The sequence below is a fragment of the Thiohalorhabdus sp. genome (assembly GCF_046545655.1).
In the GTDB taxonomy this organism is placed as follows: Bacteria; Pseudomonadota; Gammaproteobacteria; order Thiohalorhabdales; family Thiohalorhabdaceae; genus Thiohalorhabdus.
In genome coordinates this window covers 1-19122 of sequence record NZ_JBKGZG010000030.1, presented here as the reverse complement: position 1 = coordinate 19122, position 19122 = coordinate 1, and the positions used below count along the sequence as shown (strand labels likewise).

Sequence of the window (19122 nt, the reverse complement as noted above, 5' to 3'; positions counted from 1 at the left end):
TCGTCCTTTTCTTGGCGCCTTGGCTTCTTGGCGTATTCTCAGTCGTTCCTGCCCGCCTGCTGCACTTCCTGCACCGCGAAGGCGCTCATGTTCACCACGTCGGTGGCCGAGGCGCCCCATTCCACGATCTGCACTGGCTTCTCCATGCCCACCAGGATGGGGCCCACCGCCTGGGCGCGGCCCAGGTGCATGAGCAGCTTGTAGGCGGCGTTGCCGGCGTCGAGGTCGGGGAACAGCAGTACGTTGGCGCCCTTCGACAGCCGGGTGAAGGGGAACAGTTCCTGCAGCAGGTCCGGCTCCACGGCGGCGTCCGCCTGCATCTCGCCCTCCACCTCCATCTCCGGGTGCGTCTCGTGCAGCAGGGCCACCGCGTCGCGCACCTTCTGCGCCCGCGGCGATCGGGAGGCGCCGAAGTTGGAGAAGGACAGCAGGGCGATGCGCGGCTCCATGCCCAGGTGGCGCACCAGGCCGTCCGCCTCCACCGCCAGGCGCGTCAGGTCCTCGGCGGAGGGATCGATGGTGACCGTGGTGTCGCCGAGGAAGTAGATGCGCTCGCCGATGAACAGCATGTGCATGCCGAACACGCGGCGGTGCGGGATGACCTGCAGGGAGGGCCGCAGGAGGGTGGCGTAGTGGTTCTCCACGCCGCCCACCAGGGCGTCGGCGTCCCCGCGGCGCACCATCATAGCGGCGAAGCGGAACGGATCGATGCGCATGGCCCGGCGGGCGTCCCGCAGGCTCAAACCCTTGCGGCCGCGCAGGGTGTGGAGGTCGGCGATGTAGTCCTCGACGGCGGGGAACTGCGCCGGGTCCACGATCTCCAGGCCGTCCGGGGCCACCCCCTCCTCCGCCAGGCGCTCGCGGATGACGCGCTCCCGGCCCACCAGCAGGGGCTCGGCCAGCCCCTCGTCGCGCACGGCCTCCGCCGCCCGCAGGATGGTGCGGTTCTCGCCCTCGGGGTAGACCACCCGCCTGGGGGCGCGGTGGGCGCGGCGCATGACCTTGCGCATGAGCAGCATGGAGCGGTCCAGCAAACCCTCCAGCTGGGCGGCGTACTCCCGGGCTTCGGGCGCCGCCACGGTGGCGGCGCCGGTTTCCGCCGCCGCCTGGGCCACTGCCGGCGGCACCCATTGGATCAGCCGTGGATCCAGCGGCTTGGGGATGAAGTAATCGGGGCCGAAGGCCAGCCGGTCCACGTCGTAGGCCTGGGCCACCTCGTCGGGCACCGGCTCGCGGGCCAGGGCGGCCAGGGCCCGGGCGGCGGCGAGCTGCATCTCCGTGTTGATCTCGCGGGCCCGCACGTCCAGGGCGCCGCGGAAGATGAAGGGGAAGCCCAGGACGTTGTTCACCTGGTTGGGGTAGTCGGACCGGCCGGTGGCCATGATCAGGTCATCCCGCACCGCGTGGGCGTCCTCGGGGAGGATCTCCGGGTCCGGGTTGGCCAGGGCGAAGACGACCGGGTTGGGGGCCAGGGAGGCGATGTGGTGGCCCTGCAGCATGCCGCCCACCGAGACGCCGATGACCACGTCCGCCCCCTCCAGGGCGTCCTCCAGGCTGCGCGCGTCCGTGTCCGCGGCGAACTCGGCCTTGTACGGATCCACCTCGTCCCTGCGCCCGGCGTGGACCACGCCCAGGCGGTCGGTGAGCCGCAGGTTCTCGCGCCGCGCGCCCAGGGCCACCAGCAGGCGCAGGGTGGCGATGCCGGCGGAGCCGGCGCCGATGCAGACGATCCGGGCACTGCCGATGTCCTTGCCCTGCAGCTCCAGGGCGTTGATCAGCCCGGCGGCGATGATGATGGCGGTGCCGTGCTGGTCGTCGTGGAAGACGGGAATGTCCATGCGCGCCTTGAGGGCCTCTTCGATGCGGAAGCAGTGGGGCGCGCCGATGTCCTCCAGGTTGATGCCGCCGAAGGTGGGCTCCAGGCGGGCCACGGTGTCGATGAAGGTGTCCGGGTCCTCGGCGTCCACCTCCAGGTCGAAGACGTCGATGTGGGCGAAGCGCTTGAACAGCACGCCCTTGCCCTCCATCACCGGCTTGGCGGCCAGGGGCCCCACGTCGCCAAGGCCGAGGACGGCGGTGCCGTTGGTGACCACCCCCACCAGGTTGGCCCGGCTGGTGAAGTCGTAGGCGGTGGGCGGGTCGGCGTGGATGGCCCGCACCGGCTCGGCCACGCCCGGGGTGTAGGCCAGCGACAGGTCGCGCTGGGTGGCGCAAGGCTTGGTGGGCTCCACCTCGATCTTCCCGGGGCGGGGCTGGGCGTGGTAGCGCAGGGCGTCGGCGCGGAAGGATTCCTGGCTGGACATGGTGGGTCGCGTTGCTCCGTCGGATCAGGGCAGGTAGATGCGGCGGTCGGCGAAGCCGGCGTGCTCCAGGGCGTCCACCGCCACCGGCACCTGCGCGGCGGGCAGGGTGACGACCAGGAGGGTGCCGCCGTCGGTGATGTGGGTCTGCCAGAAGGGGGCGTCCTCCTTGGGGATCCCCAGCTCCTCCAGCTTATCGGTCTGGTCACCCTGGAACAGGTCCAGGTAGAAGCGGGCGAACCAGCCCCAGACGGCGCCGATGGCCACCACCCCGGGCAGCCACAGCCAGTGGAAGCCGGTGGCCCACAGCAGCAGTCCCAGGGGCAGGGCGTACAGGCCGCCCTTGCGCGCCCAGAGCCAGGGGGAGGTGAGCCGGCCGAAGTGCTCGGGGGCCTGGTCGGCGTCCACGCCGCCGGGCAGCTGCTGGTGAAAGACCCGGATGTGGCGCCCCTCGATGCCGGCCTCGGTGAGGGCCGTGACGGCCTGCCCGGCCGCTGCCAGGTCGGGGGTGGTCAGCACCACGCGGTGGCTGAGCTCGCCGTGCTCGGTCATCGCACCGCCTCGATCTGTTCGGGGTGGTGGAGGCGGACCGCGGGCGTGCCCTCGTGCAGCCGGACCCAGCCCCGTACCACCACGGTTCGTCCCTGCAGCGCCCCGGAGGCCTTGCCGGCGTCGGCGAAGGCGTCTTCGCGATCCTTGCGCAGGATGGCGACGAAGTCCTCCGCGAAGCGCAGGTAGACGTATTTGCGGGCCCTATCCACCGTTTTCACACGTCCGCGGATGCGGCGAAAGGAGTTGCGCAGGTCCCGTGCGCGCTCTGCCGCCTGGATCCGGTAGCGTGACAGGGCCCAGATGCCGCGCCCGGCCCGCTGGGCCTCCCGCTCCGCGGCGAAGTACTCCGTGACCCGCGAGAGGTTGGGCGGGTGGACGGTGGCATGGGCGTGCCCGCGGCGCAGCAGGGAGGCATTGACGCTGGTGCCGTCGGGGGTGAGGACGTGGGCGAGGAGCCGGTCGTAGCGGTCCGTCTTTTCCGCTCCCTGCTTCAGCCGCACCCGTCGGCCTTCCAGGAGGTCGCGCAGAAAGCGTCGGGCCTCCGGTCCTCCGCGCTGCGCCGGATCGCCCCCGTGGGCCACCTCCGGGGCGTTGAGGCCGATGAGCCGCACCCGGGTGCCGTCGGCGAGCTCCAGGGTGTCGCCGTCCAGCACCCGCTCCACCGAGCGCAGCTCTCCGCTGTCGTCCGGGTCCGACCCCGTCCCGGGGATCCGTTCCGCCTGCGGGGGCGGGCGGTCGCCGTAGTGGACGGTCCCGTCGGCATCCTCCCAGCGATAGGCCTCGCCGGCCGGGGCCCCCGGTGCCGGTAGCAGGCCAAGCAAAAAAAGGGCGCCCGCCGGCGCCCTTTTTCGCATGCCCATCCCGCCGGGCGCGGCCGGCTACTGGTCGCCGGCCTGCTGGCCGTACTTGCGGCGGAACTTCTCCACCCGGCCGGCAGTGTCCACGATCTTCTGCTGCCCGGTGAAGAAGGGGTGGCAGGCCGAGCACACGTCCACGTGGATGTCGCCCACCGTGGTCCGGGTCTCGAAGCTGTGGCCGCAGGCGCAGCTCACCGTGGCGGGTTGGTATTCGGGATGGATCCCTTCCTTCATCGCAGGGCCCTCGAAGCGCTGTGATCGCCGTTGGAAAAGCTATATAGGATATAAGGAATTGCCGAGTCCCGCAAGCTAGCGGTTCATGCTGGCGAAGAAGTCCTCGTTGTCCTTGGTGGCCTTGAGCTTCTCCTGCAGGAATTCCATGGCTTCGTTGGAATCCATGGGGTGCAGCAGCCGGCGCAGGATCTGGGTCTTCTGCAGCTCCTCCTGGGTCATGAGGAGCTCCTCGCGGCGGGTGCCGGACTTGTTGATGTTGATGGCGGGGTAGAGGCGCTTCTCCGCCATCTTGCGGTCCAGGTGCAGCTCCAGGTTGCCGGTGCCCTTGAACTCCTCGAAGATCACCTCGTCCATGCGCGAGCCGGTGTCCACCAGCGCCGTGGCCATGATGGTCAGGCTGCCGCCCTCCTCGATGTTCCGCGCGGCGCCGAAGAAGCGCTTGGGCTTGTGCAGGGCGTTGGCGTCCACGCCGCCGGTGAGCACCTTGCCGGAGCTCGGCACCGTGGTGTTGTAGGCGCGCGCCAGGCGGGTGATGGAGTCGAGCAGGATCACCACGTCGTTCTTGTGCTCCACCAGGCGCTTGGCCTTCTCGATGACGATCTCCGCCACCTGGGTGTGGCGCTGGGCGGGCTCATCGAAGGTGGAGGAGATCACCTCGCCGCGCACCGAGCGCTGCATCTCCGTCACCTCCTCGGGCCGCTCGTCGATGAGCAGCACGATGAGGGTGCACTCGGGGTTGTTGGCGGTGATGGAGTGGGCGATGGACTGCAGCATCATGGTCTTGCCCGCCTTGGGCGGGGAGACCAGCAGGCCGCGCTGGCCCTTGCCCACCGGCGCCACCAGGTCGATGACCCGGCCGGTGAGGTCCTTGGGGTCGCCGTTCTCCACCTCCATGCGCAGCCGCTCCTCGGGGAACAGCGGCGTCAGGTTGTCGAGCAGCACCTTGTGCTTGGTGCTCTCCGGCGACTCGTAGTTGATCTGTTCCACCTTGAGCAGGGCGAAGTAGCGCTCGCTGTCCTTGGGCGGCCGGATCTGGCCGGCTACCGTGTCGCCCACCCGCAGGTTGAAGCGCCGGATCTGGCTCGGCGACACGTAGATGTCGTCGGGGCCGGCCTGGTAGGAGGCATCCGCGGCGCGCAGGAAGCCGAAGCCGTCAGAGAGGATCTCCAGCACCCCCTCGCCATAGATGCTTTCCCCCTGCTTGGCCCGGGCCTTGAGGATGTTGAAGATCAGATCCTGCTTGCGCAGGCGGCCCACGCCTTCAATCCCCATCTCCTGGGCCAGCTCATTGAGGTCGTAGGCGGTTTGTGCCTTGAGTTCGTTGAGGTTCATGGGTGCGATTCGGTCCTGACTGCGTTTCCTGGATAGCGAGGGGGTTCGGGTCGGTGTGCTCGGGGTGGTCTCGGCTAGGGAATGGCCGTCATAGGCGGCGGAACGGCGGCGCCCGGGGAGGGCCGCCTCTCAGGGTATGTAATGGCCTACGTCACGGCGGTCAGGGTCTGGCGGAAGGCCCTGACGGGCCGTGCGGTCTGCGATCTTGCCGTGGGGCAGGGGCTGGGGGCCGCCCGCGGGCGGCCCGCCCTGGCCTCCGGCCCCGCCGGTGGTCCGGGTCGGGGGAAGGGCGCCCGCTCCGCGGAAGGGGCAGCCCTGGGACGATGTTACAGGTTTTCCTCGACGAAGGCCTGCAGCTGGGCCTTGGACAGGGCGCCCACCTTGGTGGCCTCGACGTTGCCGTCCTTGAACAGCATCAAGGTGGGAATGCCGCGCACGCCGTACTTGGGGGGCGTGTTGGGATTCTCGTCGATGTTCAGCTTGGCCACCTTGAGCTTGTCGGCGTACTCGTCCGACACTTCGTCGAGGATCGGGGCGGTCATCTTGCACGGACCGCACCATTCGGCCCAGTAGTCCACCAGCACCGGTTTGTCCGCGTTCAGCACTTCCTCTTCGAAGGTGCTATCGGTGACATCCAGAGTCGAGCTCATCCCTTCCTCCTGCGCTGGACCGGACGTACGGGATATTTAACCGTCCGGTCGCGGTTTCGGTAAAGGGGGCGCAGCCTGCCGGCGGCCCCCAGCGGGCCGCGGTGCTTGGTCAATGTAAGGGGGTCGGGGGCGGCGGTCAACCCTGGCTTGGAAGGGGATGGCCGTCAGGTACGCCGTTTGGCGTTCACCAGATCCTGGAGCGCCATGGCGTCGAGAACGGCCTTGCCCCCTTCGACCCCGGTGAAAAAGACAAAGTTCGGGCGCCCCCGGCGCCCCCGGTCCACCAGATGGGCCGCCAAACGGTCCAGGGTTTCCGAGGCGTAGCGCCCGGGCCCTTCCAGGCGTCGATAGACGGCGCCCGGGGGGTCGCCGTCGGCCGCCGGGTGGGGGGCGGTGATTACCTCGCGGGTGGCGTCCACGTGCAGGGCATTGGGCCAGAAGGAGGGTGCCTGAATGGGGGGCTTCCGGGGCCAGACCAGCGCCGCCAGCTTCTCGCCCAGGGGCTCCAGGGCACGGGCCAGGGGCAGCAGGTCGCCTCCCGCCGCCAGGCGCCGGGCCCAGTCGCCCTCCAGGGGCAGGCTGAGGGCGGCGTCCTCCAGGGTGCCCTCCTCCCACAGTGCCACCGTCTCCGGGTCCGGGAGGGCCTCCATTGCCGGGAGCTCCAGGGCGTGGAACTGAGTGGTGTAGTACTCCAGGGCCCAGTCCTCCGGGAGGTCCTCCGGGTAGAACCCGCTAACGTCCTGCGGGAACTTCCAGCCGCGGGTGCCGATATGGATGCCGTCGGCTCTCCGGTCCATGGGGGCGCCTCATTGGTGGCAATCGAATGGGGATGGGCGGTTTGCTATAGTCCCTGGGATTTTATCAGTCCCGGGATGGTCCACGGGGAGATGCACCCCCTTACACGATCGACGGTTCTTTAGGAGAGGAGCGAGGCGATGAAAGCATGGTTCAAGCCGCGGAACGCCGCCTCCGGCGGTACGGATACGGGCCGCCGCGGAGTGCTGCGCGGCCTGGCGGGGACCGTGGGCGGCGGTCTGCTGGCCCTGGGCGGGGCGCGGACGGCGCAGGCTCAGGACGAGCTGGCCTTTCCGGGGGAGGATCCCGAGGCCAAGGTGCTGTATCAGCTCAACCGCAACGAACCCGAGTACCAGGGGCATATCTTGCACAGCGCCTCCGTGGTTCTGCAGAACTACGACAACAACGCCGCCATCGTGGTGGAGTGCTTCGGGCCCGGCATCCATCTCCTCCTCAAGGAGCCGCAGTCCCCGGTGGAACCGGATGTGCGCGAGCGGATCCAGAGTCTGGCCTCCTACGATGTGAAGTTCCATGCCTGCGGTGAGACCCTGAAGTCCCTCGGACTCGGCGAGGAGGCCCTCATCGACGAGGCCACCTACGTGGCCAGCGGGGTGGTGGACATGGTGGAGCTGCAGAATGACGAAGGCTACACCTACGTGGCCTGGTAAGGCCGGGCAAGGAGTCGAAGCCATGCTGGGCAAGATCATTCTGGGCGCCGGGGCCGTTTCGGTGGTGGCGGGCGGCATCGGCGGTTTCCTGACCGAGTTCCAGTCCGCCGTCTACGCGCTGGTCCCCGTGGGGCTGCTCCTGGTCATGGTGGGCATGGTGCAATCCCTGAACACGTCGGATTGACCGCGGCCATGGCGACCCTCTACCACTACCCCTTCTGTCCCCCCGCCCAGCGGGTCCGGCTGGCGCTGGGCCTCAAGGGGGTTCCGGCCGAGCAGGTGGCGTTGGCCTACACGGACCTGGAGACCCCCATCGAGCTGGCGGGCAAAAAGCAGGTGCCCATCTTCGTGACCGACGCGGAAGAGGTCCTGCTGGAATCGGAGGCCATCCTGCGTCGGCTGGACCGGGACGTCCCGGAGCCGCCCCTGTTCGAGGGGGCCGTGGAGCCGGACGACTACGCGTCCCTGAAGCGCTGGATGGAGGGGTTCGAGCCCTTGGTGGACCGGCTGCGCGGACCGGTCCAGCTGGGCTACGCCGGGCTGGGCGACGACGAGGAGGCCGCCGCCTATTTCCGCCGCCAGGTGGAGAGCCGGCATGGCGCCCAGCTGGAGGAGCTGGTCAACGCCCGCTACGCGGACTACCGGCAGTTCGAGGCGGAGGCCGAGCTGAAGCGCTTCGCCAACCTGCTGGCCAAGGGCCGCTTCTTCAGCGGACGGCTGTCGGCCGCGGACCTCCTGGTCGTCAGCGAATGGGGGTTCCTGCGCTGGGTGGACGGGGTGTCGCCGCCCTTGGACCTGCTCTACTACTTCGAGCGGGTGGAGGAGGCCTGCGGCGTGAAGCTGGCGAGCGGGGAGGACGCCCTCTTCTGAGGCGCGCCCCTACACCTCCTTGTAGAACCTCATGCTTCCCGCGTCGGGATCCAGGTCCACCAGGTAGCCATTGCCGTCGGCCTTGTCGTGGAGCTGGGCCAGCGGCCGGAGGTGGTCGTGGCGGCCGGCGCCCAGCACCGCCTGCACGGGGTAGAGGCCGGGGCGCTTGAGGTCCGGCTTCTCGTTCAGGGGGTCCAGGTGGCGCGCCATGGCCACCAGGTCCTCCACCGGCTCGCCCTCGAACCAGACCACCACCTCGTCCCCGCTGTCCAGGGCCGCCGACAGCAGGTCCAGGGAGTCATCGTTGTGCCATTGGATTTCCCGGGCCATGTTCCGCTCCTTATGCTGAAGGGCTCGTACGCTTGAAGATGGGGCCGCGGGCGGCGTTCTACAACCGCCGGCCGCCGCGCCCTCCTTCCCCCGAGCCGTCGTCGATCTGGTATTCGGCATCCTCCGTCACCGATTCGCCCTTCTCGATCTTGGCCATCTTGACCGCCAGGCGCACGTCGTTGACGGAATCGGCGTGGCTCTGGGCCTCCTCGGCGGTGATCTCGCCGCGGTTGTACAGATCCAGCAGGGCCTGGTCAAAGGTCTGCATGCCCAGGTCCCGGGAGCTCTCCATCACCTGTTTGATCTCGCCGAACTTGCCCTGGGAGATGAGGTCGGCCACCGTCCCGGTGTTGAGCAGGATCTCCACCGCCGCCACCCGGCCACGGCCGTCGGCGCGGGGGACCAGGCGCTGGGAGATGACCGCCTTCAGGTTCAGGGACAGGTCCATGAGGGTCTGGTTGTGGCGGTCCTCGTTGAAGAAATTAACGATCCGCTCCATGGCCTGGTTGGCGTTGTTGGCGTGCAGGGTGGAGATGGCCAGGTGGCCGGTGTCGGCGAAGGCGATCACGTGCTCCATCACCTCGGCGTTGCGGATCTCGCCGATCAGGATCACGTCCGGGGCCTGGCGGAGGGTGTTCTCCAGCGCCGACTCCCAGGAGTGGGTGTCCATGCCCAGCTCGCGCTGGTTCACCAGCGACTTCTTGTGGCTGTGTACGTACTCGATGGGGTCTTCCACCGTGATGATGTGATCGGCGTGGGTGCGGTTGCGGTGGTCGATCATGGCGGCGAGCGAGGTGGACTTGCCGGACCCCGTGGCGCCCACCACCAGCACCATGCCGCGCTGGGCCTCGATGATCTCCCGCACCTGGTCCGGCAGGTTGAGCTCCTCGAAGGAGGGGATCTGGTCGTAGATGCGCCGGATCACCAGGCCGACGGTGCCCCGCTGGCGGAACACGTTGACGCGGAAGCGGCCCAGCCCCTCGTACGACAGGGCCAAGTTCAGCTCCAGATCGCGCTCGAACTCGGCCTTCTGTCGCTCGCTGAGGATGGTCTCTGCGATGCTCTCCGTGTCCGCCGGGCGGATCGGGGTCTTGCCGATCCGCGCCAGCTTGCCGTCCACCTTCATGGAGGGCGGCGTGCCGGTACTGAGGTAGAGGTCCGAGCCCTCCTTGTCCACCATGAACTTGAGTAGCGCCTTCAGATCCATAAGGAATCGCCCCTGCATGCCCCGATTGGATGGCCGCCGGGCCCGAGGCCCCCGGCGCGGTCCCTAAAGGACTACCACAGCGGGGCCGGGCTGTGCAGGTGTGCCGGTGCTCGCCCCGGTTCGGACGCCCCGGACGCCCCATCCCCGTGGGCCTTCGTGTAGGGTATCCTTGGCGCGGCCGGAGGCCGGCCCCAGACCTTTCTTCTGCCACGGAGGGTGCGCGTGTGTATCCGGATGCGAACTGGCTGATCGCGGTGGTGGCCGTCGCCGCCGCCTACGCCATCGGCTCCCTGACCTCCGCGGTGGTGGTCTCCCGGGCGCTGGGGCTGCCCGACCCCCGCTACGCCGGGTCCAAGAACCCCGGGGCCACCAATGTCCTGCGGCTGGGCGGCAAGCTGCCGGCGGCCCTGACCCTCATCGCCGACGTCCTCAAGGGCACTCTGCCGGTGGCCGTGGCCCTGCCCTGGTTCTCCGGCTGGCCGTTGATGGCGGTGGCGGCGGCGCCCTTCCTGGGGCATCTGTTCCCCCTCTATTCCGGCCTGCGCAACGGCGGCAAGGGCGTAGCCACCGGCCTCGGGGTCTACATCGCCCTGGCCCCGCCGGTGGCCGGCTCCCTGGTGGGCACCTGGCTGGCGGTGGCCGCCCTCACCCGCTACTCCTCCCTCTCCGCCCTGGTGGCGGCCGTGGGCGTGCCCCTGTGGAGCGCCTTCTGGTACCCCGGAGACACCCCGCTCCTCGTCCTGGGCGTGCTGCTCGCCGTGCTCCTCGTCTATCGGCACAAGGACAACATCGCGCGGCTGCTGCGGGGCGAGGAATCCCGGATCGGCGACAAGTCCAAGACCGCCTGAGCCGGTTCCCGAGCGGCAGAGGCTCAGGAGGGAGGCGGGGTGAGCTCGTCGAGGGCCCAGCGGGCCACGGCGGTGCGGTCCCAGCCGTCGCGCTCGCCGGCGAGCAGGCGCAGGCCCCCGGCGTGGGCCACCATGGCGCCGTTGTCCGTGCAGAACTCCGGCCGGGGGAAGTGGAGGCCGACGCCCCGGGCCTCGGCCTCGGCCGCGAAGCGGGCGCGCAGGCGGGCGTTGGCGCCCACCCCGCCGGCCACCACCAGACGCTCCAGGCCGGTCTGCTCCAGCGCCCGCGCCGACTTGCGCCACAGCACGTCCACCACCGCCTCCTGGAAGCTGGCGCACAGATCGCGCCGGAAGGCCGCATCGGCGTCCTCGCCCCGGGTCTTGGCGGCGTTGAGCACCGCCGTCTTCAGGCCGGAAAAGCTGAAGTCGAGGTTGGGCTTGTCCGCCATGGGCCGGGGCAGGGCGAAGGCCTCCGGGTCGCCGCCCTCCGCCGCCCGGGCCACCGCCGGGCCGCCGGGGAAGCCCAGCTCCAGGAGCTTGGCGGTCTTGTCGAAGGCCTCGCCGGCGGCGTCGTCCAGGCTCTGCCCCAGCAGCCGATAGCGGCCCACCCCCGCCACCTCCGCCAGCAGGGTGTGGCCGCCGGAGACCAGCAGGGCCAAAAACGGGAACGGGGGAGGGTCGTCTTCCAGGGCGGGGGCCAGCAGATGGGCCTCCAGGTGATGGATGCCGAGGAAGGGCAGGTCGCGGGCGAAGGCCAGGGCCTTGCCCGCCGACAGCCCCACCAGCAGGGCGCCGAGCAGGCCCGGGCCGGCGGTGGCGGTGACGCCGTCCACCGCGTCCAGGTCCAGGCCGGCGTCCGCCAACGTCTGCTCCACCAGCGGGATGGTGCGTCGGATATGGTCCCGGGAGGCCAGCTCCGGGACCACGCCGCCGTAGGCGGCGTGCACCGCGGTCTGGGAATGGAGCCGGTGGGCGAGCAGACCGGCCTCGCTGTCCCAGAGGGCAACGCCGGTCTCGTCGCAGGAGGTTTCGATACCGAGAACGCGCACGGGGCCTCGCGCAGGTTGGTTGCCGGGCGGCCTATTCTAGGCGCTTCGCGCCCGTGCGGGAATCCGGGATCCTCGGATGGGGCAGGTTGCAAGGGCTTGCTCGCCTTGCGTAGAATGAATAGTTTTCCGGTGAAGTCGGCTAGCCACGAGGAGGGGTGTCTATGACAGCCGTGAAGGTACGCGATAACGAGCCGTTCGAGGCCGCGCTCAAGCGTTTCCGCAAGTCCTGCGAGAAGGCGGGTGTGATCTCTGAGGCCCGTCGCCGCGAGCGCTACGAGAAGCCCACCGAGGCCCGCAAGCGCAAGGAAGCCGCCGCCCGCAAGCGTCTGCTCAAGCGCCTGCGCCGTCAGCAACGCCGGATGGAGCGCAGCTCCAGCGGCTGGCGCAACCGCTAGGTCGCGCGGTGTCCCTCAAAGACCGGATCACTGAAGATACCAAGGCCGCCATGCGGGCCAAGGATAAGGCTCGTCTGGGGACCTTGCGCATGCTGAGCTCGGCCATCAAGGACGCCGAGATCAAGCAGGGCGGCGAGCTTCCGGAGCCCGAGCAGCTCGCGCTGATCAACAAGCTGATCAAGCAGCGCCGGGACTCCGCGGCCCAGTACCGCGACGCCGGGCGCGAGGAGCAGGCCGCCGCCGAGGACGCGGAAGCCGAGCTGCTCGCCGAGTATCTCCCGCCGGCCCTGAGCACGGAGGAGATCGACGCGGCCATCGACGAGGCCGTGGCCGAATCCGGTGCCAGCGGTCCCCAGGAGATGGGCAAGGTGATGGGCCTGCTCAAGGGCAAGCTCCAGGGGCGGGCCGACCTCGGCGAGGTCAGCCAGCGCGTCAAGGAGCGTTTGGGCTCCTGAGCGGTCAAACAGGCAAGCGCACGGATCGCACCCCCGAGGGCCAACCCGGGGGCGTGCTGTATCTGGGGCCCCGGCCGTTTCCCGCCGTGGGCCCGTGTCTGCGTTGGGGCCGGAAGGAACCCGTGGAGCGTAACGAAGCGGCGGTGAGCCAACCGATTTCGGACCGCGAGATCCCCCGTCGGGCCGGTGATCCGGGCCTGGCCACGGCGCTCGGCCGCTACGCCGCCGGCGCCACGCCCCCGGACGATCCCCTGGAGGTCGGCCGCGTCCGTGAGGCCCTGCGGGAGCGCACCGCTCACGTCTACGGGGCCGAGCGGGCCGAGGCCCTGGACCCCCTAACGGACGCGGAGGCGGTGGCCGGCCGCCTGGCCCTGGCCGCGGCGGTGGCGGAGGAAACGGCGGCCGGGCGGTCCCTGCCCCGTCTCGCCCTGCCGGAGATACGCCCCGCCCTGCAGCGGGCCAGCATCGAAGGCGCCGTGCTGGAGACCGACGAGCTCGGCGCCCTGCACGGGTTCCTCCGCGCCGCCGCCGAGGTGGAGGCCTGCGCCGCGGAGGCGGAGAATCCCCGGCTGGCTGAATTTCTCGGCGGTTTCGTCCGCCCCGAGGAGCTGGTGCGCCACCTCGACCGGATCATGGATCCGGCCGGGGGAATCCGGGACCAGGCGAGCGCCGAGCTGGCCGCCGCCCGCTCCGCCGTGCGCCAGGCCCGCGACCGGGTACGCGGCCACCTGGAGCAGCGGGCCCAGAGCAATGCCCTGCGGTCGCTGCTGCAGGACACCCGCGTCACCCTGCGCCAGGGCCGCTACGTGCTGCCGGTGAAGGCCGAGAGTCAGGGCCGGGTCAAGGGGGTGGTGCACGCCGCGTCGGGCAGCGGCGAGACCGTGTTCATGGAGCCGCTGGACGCGGTCTCCCTGAACAACGCCCTGGAGCAGGCGGAGAGCGAGGCCCTGCGCGCGGAGTACCAGGTGCGGGTTCTGGCCACCCGGGCCGTTGCCCGGTCCCGCGAGGAGCTGGAAGGGGCGGTGGGCTTCCTCGGCCTGCTGGACCTGCTGCAGGCCGGGGAGCGCCTGCGCGCCGATCTGGGCGGGGCGATCCCCAAGCTGGCCGATGGCCCGGAATTCGCCCTGGAGGCCGTCGCCCACCCGCTGCTGGTGCTGGAGCACGGCCAGGAGGGCGTGGTGCCCACCGACCTCGCGCTGGGCGGCGGGGACCGCTGCCTAGTGGTCTCCGGGCCCAACACCGGCGGCAAGACGGTGCTGCTCAAGACCGTGGGCCTCGCCCACTGGATGGCCTACTGTGGGCTGCCCGTGGCGGGGCGCGGCCGCGTGGGGCGCTTCAGCGACCTGTGGGCGGTGATCGGCGACCAGCAGAGCCTGGCGGCCGACCTGTCCACCTTCTCGGCGCAGCTGGTGCGCCTCAAGGGCGTGCTGGAGGGTCTGGACGCGCACCGGCTGGTGCTCATCGACGAGCTGGGGTCGGGGACCAACCCGGGCGAGGGCAGCGCCCTGGGTGTGGCCGTGCTGGAGCGGCTCCGCCAGGCCGGGGCCGTGGCCCTGGTCTCCACCCACCTCGATCGCCTCAAGCATTACGCCGTGCGCAGCCCCGGCGTGATCAACGCCGCCCTCTCCTTCGACGTGGAGCGGCTCGCCCCCACCTACCGGGTGGAGTGGGCCCAGGCGGGGCGCTCCCAGGCCCTGGAGATCGCCGCGCGCCTGGGGCTGCCGGACGACCTCCTGGAGGCCGCCCGCGACGCTTTGGGCGAGGAGACCCAGGAGGTGGAGCGGCTGCTCGCCGAGCGCGACCGGCTGCTCGCCGAGGCCAACCGGGAACGGGAGGAGGCGGCGACCACGCGCCAGCGGGCGGAGGCGGCCGAGCGGGAGGCCCGGGCCCTGCGGGAGCGGCTCGCCGCCGAGCGGGAGGAGGCCTTCGGCAAGGTGGAGGCGGAGTGGCAGCGGACCCTGGAGGGCGCCCGCCGCGAGGTGCGGGAGATCATCCGGCACCTCAAGGAGTCCGGGAACACCGCCGCCGCCGACGAGGGCCTGGCCCGCCTGGACCAGCAGTTCCGTCGCCAGGCCCCGACGGAACAGCCGGAGCCGGCCATTGTCGAAGAAAGCCTGGAGGTGGCCGTGGGCGACCGAGGGCGTCTGGCTCCCTTCCGGAAGGCTGGGGAGGTGGTGGCCGTGGACCACGACCGCGGGGAGGTGGAGCTGGACCTGGGCGGCAAGCGGGTGCGCGGGGACTTGGCCAACTTCCAGCGCACCGAGGCCGCCGCCCCTCGGCCCGAGGTGGGGGCGCCGGAGCCCGCCGGCGGCACGAGCCGGCGGGGCCCTGCCCTCCCCGAAAGCACCCGCCTGGACCTGCGCGGCCAGCGCCGGGACGAGGCGCTGGCTACCCTGCAGCATTTCCTGGACAACGCCTACGGGGCCGGGCTGGGCCAGGTGACGGTCCTGCACGGCAAGGGGACCGGCGTGCTCGCCGAGGCAGTCCAGCAGGCCCTCACCGATGACTCCCGGGTGGCCCGTTTCGGCCACGCCCGCCCGGAGGAGGGCGGCGCCGGGGTCACCGAGGTGGAATTCAAGAAGGGCGGCTAGCGCCCGTTCCGGCTGACGGCGAAAAGAGGCCGGCCCATGGGGCGGATCCCCCAATCCTTCATCGATGAGCTCCTGGACCGCGCGGACATCGTGGAGGTCATCGATGAGCGCGTCCCCCTGAAGAAGCAGGGGGCCAACTACAAGGCGCGGTGCCCGTTCCACGAGGAGCGCACCCCTTCGTTCAATGTAAACCCCGATCGCCAGATCTACCACTGCTTCGGCTGCGGTGCGGGGGGCAACGCGCTCGGCTTCCTCATGGAGTACGAGCACCTGCGCTTTCCCGAGGCGGTGCGGGAGCTGGCCGGCCGCTACGGCCTGGAGGTGCCCGAGGAGGCCGGCGGCGAGCGGGAACGCCGCACCGAGAGCGGGCCGGATCCGGCCTTCCTGGCGGATCTGAACGAGAAGGCCGCCCGCTACTACGAATACCAGCTCCGCCACCACGAGCAGGCGGGAGAGGTGCAGGGCTACCTGCGCGACCGCGGGATCAGCGGCGAGACCGCCGCCCGCTTCCGGCTCGGCTACGCCCCGCCGGGCTGGCGCAACCTGGCGGGCACCCTGGGCCGGGATGGCCAGAGCCGCGAGGCCCTTGAGGCCCTGGGCCTGGTGGTAAACCGCAACGGTTCCGTCTATGACCGCTTCCGCGGGCGGCTCATGTTCCCCATCCGCGACCGGCGGGGGCGGGTGATCGCCTTCGGTGGCCGCGTCCTGGGCGACGACGAGCCCAAATACCTGAATTCCCCCGAGGGGCTGCTGTTCCAGAAGGGCCGGGAGCTCTACGGGCTCCACGAAGGGCGCCAGGCCCTGCGCCGCGAGCAGCGCGCCCTGGTGGTGGAAGGCTACATGGACGTCATCGCCCTGGCCCAGGCCGGGGTGGACCACGCCGTGGCCCCGCTGGGAACCGCCCTCACCGGCGACCAGCTGCGCCTGTTGTTGCGCACCGTGCCCGAGGTGGTGTTCTGCTTCGACGGCGACGAGGCCGGCCGGGAGGCGGCGTGGCGGGCGGTGGAGACCGCCCTCCCCGAGGCCGGCAAGGGCCGGCTGGTGCGCTTCTTGTTCCTCCCCGAGGGGGAGGATCCGGACAGCCTGGTCCGGCGGGAGGGGGCCGAGGCCTTCCGCGCGCGCATGGACGCCGCCGTCCCCCTGCTGGAGTTCCTCATCCAGGGCCTCAAGAGCCGCGTGGATCTGGACTACCCCGAGGGGCGCGACCGCCTTCTGGAACTGGCCGGTCCCTTCTACGCCCGCCTGGGGGACGAGAAGGCGCGCGGTTTGCTGGTCCAGCGCTTGGATGGCATTGTCAAACTAGGTCAAAAACAAGTCGTTCGGTATCTGCAACGGAGCACACCGCGAAATCGCGGGTCTAACCAAGCAGAGGCGGCGGAAACGGAACAACGCTCCCTGGAGCTGCTGCGCCGCCAACCGGTTACGCGGCGCGCCCTGCTCCTTTTGCTGAGCGATCCCCAGGAGCTGGCGGAGGACATCCTGGCTGTCGCGGACAATCTGGCCCGGCACCGTTCCGCCGGCATCCACCTCTTGTTGTCGGCGGCGGAGGTGGTGCGGGCCAACCCCGGGATCTCCGTGGGCGCCCTGATCGAGCACATGCGTCAGGCCCCCTACGGAGAAGCGCTCGGCCGATTGGCCGGAGAAGAGCTCGACGTACCGCCCGAGGGCCGGCGCATGGAGCTGCAGGGGTGCCTCCACAAGCTCCAGGCCCACGCCATCCAGGCCCGGCTGGATGCCCTGGAGGAGGCGGCGCGCTCGGGATCGCTGGCGGCCGAGCAATGGCAGGAGTTCACCGAGCTCAAGCGCCAGAAGGAGGCCCTGGAGCGGCGCGGTGCGCCCCAGCCGGGCTCGGCGGCCCCGTGAGCCGTCACCGGTTCGGCGGGGCTCAAGGAGTTGCGCGCGGACGGTTCGGTCCGAATGCGCCCGTGCCTCAGCACCGGGACCAAGCATACGTTTCAGTTCAGTCAGGAGGGATTGCCGCATGAGTAACCAGGCCGAGCGCTCCGAGCTAAAGCGCCTCATCGCGCTGGGGAAAGAGCGCGGCTACCTCACCTATAAGGAGATCAACGATCACCTCCCCGAGGATGTGCTCGAGGCCGAGCAGGTCGAGAGCATCATCAGCATGATCGGGGACATGGGGATCGAGGTTCTCGATGAGGCCCCCGAGGACGAGATGCTCATCGGCGGGACGGCTGCCACAGACGAGGACGCCGAGGAGGCGGTGGCCAACGTCGAGGCCGATCTGGGGCAGACCTCTGACCCGGTGCGGATGTACATGCGTGAGATGGGCAGCGTGCCGTTGCTCACCCGCGAGGGCGAGATCGAGATCGCCAAGCGCATCGAGGAGGGGCGGAACCAGGTGATCCGCGCCCTGTGCAGCCTGCCCTCCACCTTCGAGGAGGTCCTGACCCTCGGTGATCGCTGGGCCGAGGGCGAAGCGCGCCTCGACGAGATCCTCCTGGCGGTGGACGCCGAGGACGCCGAGCAGGGCGAGGCAAAGGAGGGCGACCTTGAGCAGGAGGACGCCGCTCTCGACGCCGCCGTGGAGCAGCTCGAGGAGGAAGAGGGCGACTCCGCGACCAGCGAGAAGGAAGGGCCCAAGGAGCTCTCCAAGGAGGAGCTGGAGGCCCAGGCCAGCGAGTGGCTCACCCGCTGCCGGGAGCTCTACCGGGAGGCCATGGAGGTGCGCGCCGAGCAGGGCGTGGGCGCCGAGGCCTACCACGAGAAGCGGGACGCCCTGGCCACCGAGTTCCAACGCGTGAAGCTCAACCCCCGCCTGATCGACGACCTCACCGAGCGCGCCCAGCAGCAGGTGAGCGAGCTGCGCCGGTCCGAACGCTCCATCATGGAGCTGTGCTGCAAGGAAGCCGGCATGGCGCGCAAGGAGTTCCTGCGCAACTTCCAGGGCTGGGAAGGCCATCCGGAGTGGGTGGACCAGCTGCTGGAGAAGGACCATCCCCAGGCCAACGGCCTCAAGGCCGTGCGGGACCGCGTCCGGGAGCACCAGGAGGGCTTGGCGGACATCGAGCAGCAGGCCGGCCTGCCCGTGCGCGAGGTGAAGGAACTCCACCGCCAGATCACCACCGGCGAGGCCAAGGCCCGCCGGGCCAAGACCGAGATGGCCGAGGCCAACCTGCGGCTGGTGATCTCCATCGCCAAGAAGTACACCAACCGCGGCCTGCAGTTCCTGGACCTCATCCAGGAGGGCAACATCGGCCTGATGAAGGCGGTGGACAAGTTCGAATACCGCCGGGGCTACAAGTTCTCCACCTACGCCACTTGGTGGATCCGGCAGGCCATCACCCGGGCCATCGCCGACCAGGCGCGCACCATCCGCATCCCGGTGCACATGATCGAGACCATCAACAAGCTCAATCGCACCAGCCGCCAGATGCTGCAGCGGATGGGCCGCGAGCCGACCCCCGAGGAGCTCGCCGAAGAGATGGAGATGCCCGAGGAGAAGGTGCGCAAGATCCTCAAGATCGCCAAGGAGCCCCTGTCCATGGAGACGCCCATCGGCGACGACGAGGACAGCGCGCTGGGCGACTTCATCGAGGACAAGAACACTCAGGCCCCGGTGGACGCGGCCATCTCCGCCAGCCTCGCCGAGTGCACCGACGAGGTGCTCAAGGAGCTGACCCCGCGCGAGGAGAAGGTCCTGCGCATGCGCTTCGGCATCGGCATGCAGACCGACCACACCCTCGAGGAGGTGGGCAAGCAGTTCGACGTCACCCGCGAGCGCATCCGGCAGATCGAGGCCAAGGCCCTGCGCAAGCTGCGCCATCCCTCCCGCTCCAAGCGGCTGTCCAGCTTCATGGAGGTGGACAGCGAGGGAAGCAGCGCCTGACCGCCGCAGCTCCCTTTTACCCCAGGACGCCGGCTCCCCTTTTGCGGGGCGCCCCGGACCTGGGGTAAATTTTGTCTTTGTCCCGGGGCTCGTAGCTCAGTTGGTCAGAGCAGGGGACTCATAATCCCTTGGTCGTCGGTTC

The 19122-nt window shown here is 70.2% G+C and carries 19 protein-coding genes; 9 read left to right on the top strand and 10 right to left on the bottom strand.

The features are described from left to right. Window positions 1-38: 38 nt before the first annotated feature. From ACLFRB_RS08000 to ACLFRB_RS07970, 7 genes are all read right to left on the bottom strand, one after another. Entirely contained in the window at window positions 39-2303 is a 2265-nt protein-coding gene (locus ACLFRB_RS08000; RefSeq protein ID WP_411068489.1) for an NADP-dependent malic enzyme, read from the bottom strand. A 24-nt stretch (window positions 2304-2327) separates the two neighbouring features. Continuing rightward, window positions 2328-2852 (bottom strand): hypothetical protein, encoded by a 525-nt coding sequence (locus ACLFRB_RS07995; RefSeq protein WP_411068488.1) that lies wholly within the window; start codon window positions 2850-2852, stop codon window positions 2328-2330. Beyond that, entirely contained in the window at window positions 2849-3673 is an 825-nt protein-coding gene (locus ACLFRB_RS07990) for a thermonuclease family protein (protein WP_411068487.1), read from the bottom strand. Before ACLFRB_RS07990 ends, ACLFRB_RS07995 begins: the two co-directional genes overlap by 4 nt. A 57-nt stretch (window positions 3674-3730) precedes the next feature. Next, window positions 3731-3943: a 50S ribosomal protein L31 gene (gene rpmE, locus ACLFRB_RS07985; RefSeq protein ID WP_054965237.1), complete on the bottom strand. Its 213-nt coding sequence runs from the start codon at window positions 3941-3943 to the stop codon at window positions 3731-3733. Between the two features lie 75 nt (window positions 3944-4018). Further along, window positions 4019-5275 carry a transcription termination factor Rho gene (gene rho / locus ACLFRB_RS07980; RefSeq protein WP_411068486.1) on the bottom strand — a complete coding sequence of 419 codons (1257 nt, stop codon included), beginning with the start codon at window positions 5273-5275 and terminating at the stop codon, window positions 4019-4021. Between the two features lie 326 nt (window positions 5276-5601). Next, entirely contained in the window at window positions 5602-5925 is a 324-nt protein-coding gene (gene trxA, locus ACLFRB_RS07975; RefSeq protein ID WP_054965239.1) for a thioredoxin TrxA, read from the bottom strand. A gap of 164 nt (window positions 5926-6089) precedes the next feature. Continuing rightward, on the bottom strand, window positions 6090-6722 hold the full coding sequence (locus ACLFRB_RS07970) for a hypothetical protein (RefSeq protein ID WP_411068485.1): 633 nt from the start codon (window positions 6720-6722) through the stop codon (window positions 6090-6092). Between the two features lie 138 nt (window positions 6723-6860). Here ACLFRB_RS07970 and ACLFRB_RS07965 point away from each other — a divergent pair, with 138 nt between their 5' ends. Genes ACLFRB_RS07965 through ACLFRB_RS07955 form a run of 3 tightly spaced genes read left to right on the top strand, consistent with a single transcriptional unit; the run spans window position 6861 to window position 8258 of the window. Next, window positions 6861-7388 (top strand): DsrE family protein, encoded by a 528-nt coding sequence (locus tag ACLFRB_RS07965; protein WP_411068484.1) that lies wholly within the window; start codon window positions 6861-6863, stop codon window positions 7386-7388. Window positions 7389-7410: 22 nt separating this feature from the next. Then, window positions 7411-7572 (top strand): hypothetical protein, encoded by a 162-nt coding sequence (locus ACLFRB_RS07960; protein WP_411068483.1) that lies wholly within the window; start codon window positions 7411-7413, stop codon window positions 7570-7572. Between the two features lie 8 nt (window positions 7573-7580). After that, window positions 7581-8258 (top strand): glutathione S-transferase N-terminal domain-containing protein, encoded by a 678-nt coding sequence (locus ACLFRB_RS07955; protein ID WP_411068482.1) that lies wholly within the window; start codon window positions 7581-7583, stop codon window positions 8256-8258. Window positions 8259-8267: 9 nt separating this feature from the next. Here the strand turns inward: ACLFRB_RS07955 and ACLFRB_RS07950 are convergent, their stop codons facing one another. Next, entirely contained in the window at window positions 8268-8588 is a 321-nt protein-coding gene (locus tag ACLFRB_RS07950; RefSeq protein WP_411068481.1) for a hypothetical protein, read from the bottom strand. A gap of 58 nt (window positions 8589-8646) precedes the next feature. Then, complete coding sequence (locus ACLFRB_RS07945; RefSeq protein ID WP_411068480.1) at window positions 8647-9795, bottom strand: PilT/PilU family type 4a pilus ATPase; 1149 nt, start codon at window positions 9793-9795, stop codon at window positions 8647-8649. 245 nt (window positions 9796-10040) lie between these two features. Between ACLFRB_RS07945 and plsY the strand changes: the two genes are divergently transcribed. Then, window positions 10041-10643, top strand: coding sequence for a glycerol-3-phosphate 1-O-acyltransferase PlsY (plsY, locus tag ACLFRB_RS07940; protein WP_411068501.1), 603 nt, complete (start codon window positions 10041-10043; stop codon window positions 10641-10643). A 23-nt stretch (window positions 10644-10666) separates the two neighbouring features. Here the strand turns inward: plsY and tsaD are convergent, their stop codons facing one another. Continuing rightward, window positions 10667-11692, bottom strand: a complete 1026-nt coding sequence (gene tsaD, locus ACLFRB_RS07935; RefSeq protein ID WP_411068479.1) for a tRNA (adenosine(37)-N6)-threonylcarbamoyltransferase complex transferase subunit TsaD — start codon at window positions 11690-11692, stop codon at window positions 10667-10669. Window positions 11693-11853: 161 nt separating this feature from the next. Between tsaD and rpsU the strand changes: the two genes are divergently transcribed. The 5 genes from rpsU to rpoD all read left to right on the top strand — a co-directional run bounded on the left by rpsU (window position 11854) and on the right by rpoD (window position 18980). Further along, complete coding sequence (rpsU, locus tag ACLFRB_RS07930; RefSeq protein WP_411068478.1) at window positions 11854-12087, top strand: 30S ribosomal protein S21; 234 nt, start codon at window positions 11854-11856, stop codon at window positions 12085-12087. A gap of 8 nt (window positions 12088-12095) precedes the next feature. After that, the gene (locus ACLFRB_RS07925) at window positions 12096-12542 is read left to right on the top strand and encodes a GatB/YqeY domain-containing protein (protein WP_411068477.1); all 447 of its coding nucleotides are present in this window, start codon (window positions 12096-12098) and stop codon (window positions 12540-12542) included. Window positions 12543-12664: 122 nt separating this feature from the next. Continuing rightward, window positions 12665-15133: an endonuclease MutS2 gene (locus tag ACLFRB_RS07920; RefSeq protein WP_411068476.1), complete on the top strand. Its 2469-nt coding sequence runs from the start codon at window positions 12665-12667 to the stop codon at window positions 15131-15133. Between the two features lie 36 nt (window positions 15134-15169). After that, window positions 15170-16996: a DNA primase gene (gene dnaG, locus ACLFRB_RS07915; RefSeq protein WP_411068475.1), complete on the top strand. Its 1827-nt coding sequence runs from the start codon at window positions 15170-15172 to the stop codon at window positions 16994-16996. A 118-nt stretch (window positions 16997-17114) separates the two neighbouring features. Then, window positions 17115-18980 (top strand): RNA polymerase sigma factor RpoD, encoded by a 1866-nt coding sequence (gene rpoD, locus ACLFRB_RS07910; protein WP_411068474.1) that lies wholly within the window; start codon window positions 17115-17117, stop codon window positions 18978-18980. Window positions 18981-19122 lie beyond the last annotated feature (142 nt).

Excerpts from the sequence above, each read along its gene's own strand:
- ACLFRB_RS08000 (WP_411068489.1), bottom strand. The coding sequence starts at position 2,303 with ATGTCCAGCCAGGAATCCTTCCGCGCCGACGCCCTGCGCTACCACGCC.
- ACLFRB_RS07995 (WP_411068488.1), bottom strand. The coding sequence starts at position 2,852 with ATGACCGAGCACGGCGAGCTCAGCCACCGCGTGGTGCTGACCACCCCC.
- rpmE (WP_054965237.1), bottom strand. The coding sequence starts at position 3,943 with ATGAAGGAAGGGATCCATCCCGAATACCAACCCGCCACGGTGAGCTGC.
- rho (WP_411068486.1), bottom strand. The coding sequence starts at position 5,275 with ATGAACCTCAACGAACTCAAGGCACAAACCGCCTACGACCTCAATGAG.
- trxA (WP_054965239.1), bottom strand. The coding sequence starts at position 5,925 with ATGAGCTCGACTCTGGATGTCACCGATAGCACCTTCGAAGAGGAAGTG.
- ACLFRB_RS07970 (WP_411068485.1), bottom strand. The coding sequence starts at position 6,722 with ATGGACCGGAGAGCCGACGGCATCCATATCGGCACCCGCGGCTGGAAG.
- ACLFRB_RS07965 (WP_411068484.1), top strand. The coding sequence starts at position 6,861 with ATGAAAGCATGGTTCAAGCCGCGGAACGCCGCCTCCGGCGGTACGGAT.
- ACLFRB_RS07960 (WP_411068483.1), top strand. The coding sequence starts at position 7,411 with ATGCTGGGCAAGATCATTCTGGGCGCCGGGGCCGTTTCGGTGGTGGCG.
- ACLFRB_RS07955 (WP_411068482.1), top strand. The coding sequence starts at position 7,581 with ATGGCGACCCTCTACCACTACCCCTTCTGTCCCCCCGCCCAGCGGGTC.
- ACLFRB_RS07950 (WP_411068481.1), bottom strand. The coding sequence starts at position 8,588 with ATGGCCCGGGAAATCCAATGGCACAACGATGACTCCCTGGACCTGCTG.
- ACLFRB_RS07945 (WP_411068480.1), bottom strand. The coding sequence starts at position 9,795 with ATGGATCTGAAGGCGCTACTCAAGTTCATGGTGGACAAGGAGGGCTCG.
- rpsU (WP_411068478.1), top strand. The coding sequence starts at position 11,854 with ATGACAGCCGTGAAGGTACGCGATAACGAGCCGTTCGAGGCCGCGCTC.
- dnaG (WP_411068475.1), top strand. The coding sequence starts at position 15,170 with ATGGGGCGGATCCCCCAATCCTTCATCGATGAGCTCCTGGACCGCGCG.
- rpoD (WP_411068474.1), top strand. The coding sequence starts at position 17,115 with ATGAGTAACCAGGCCGAGCGCTCCGAGCTAAAGCGCCTCATCGCGCTG.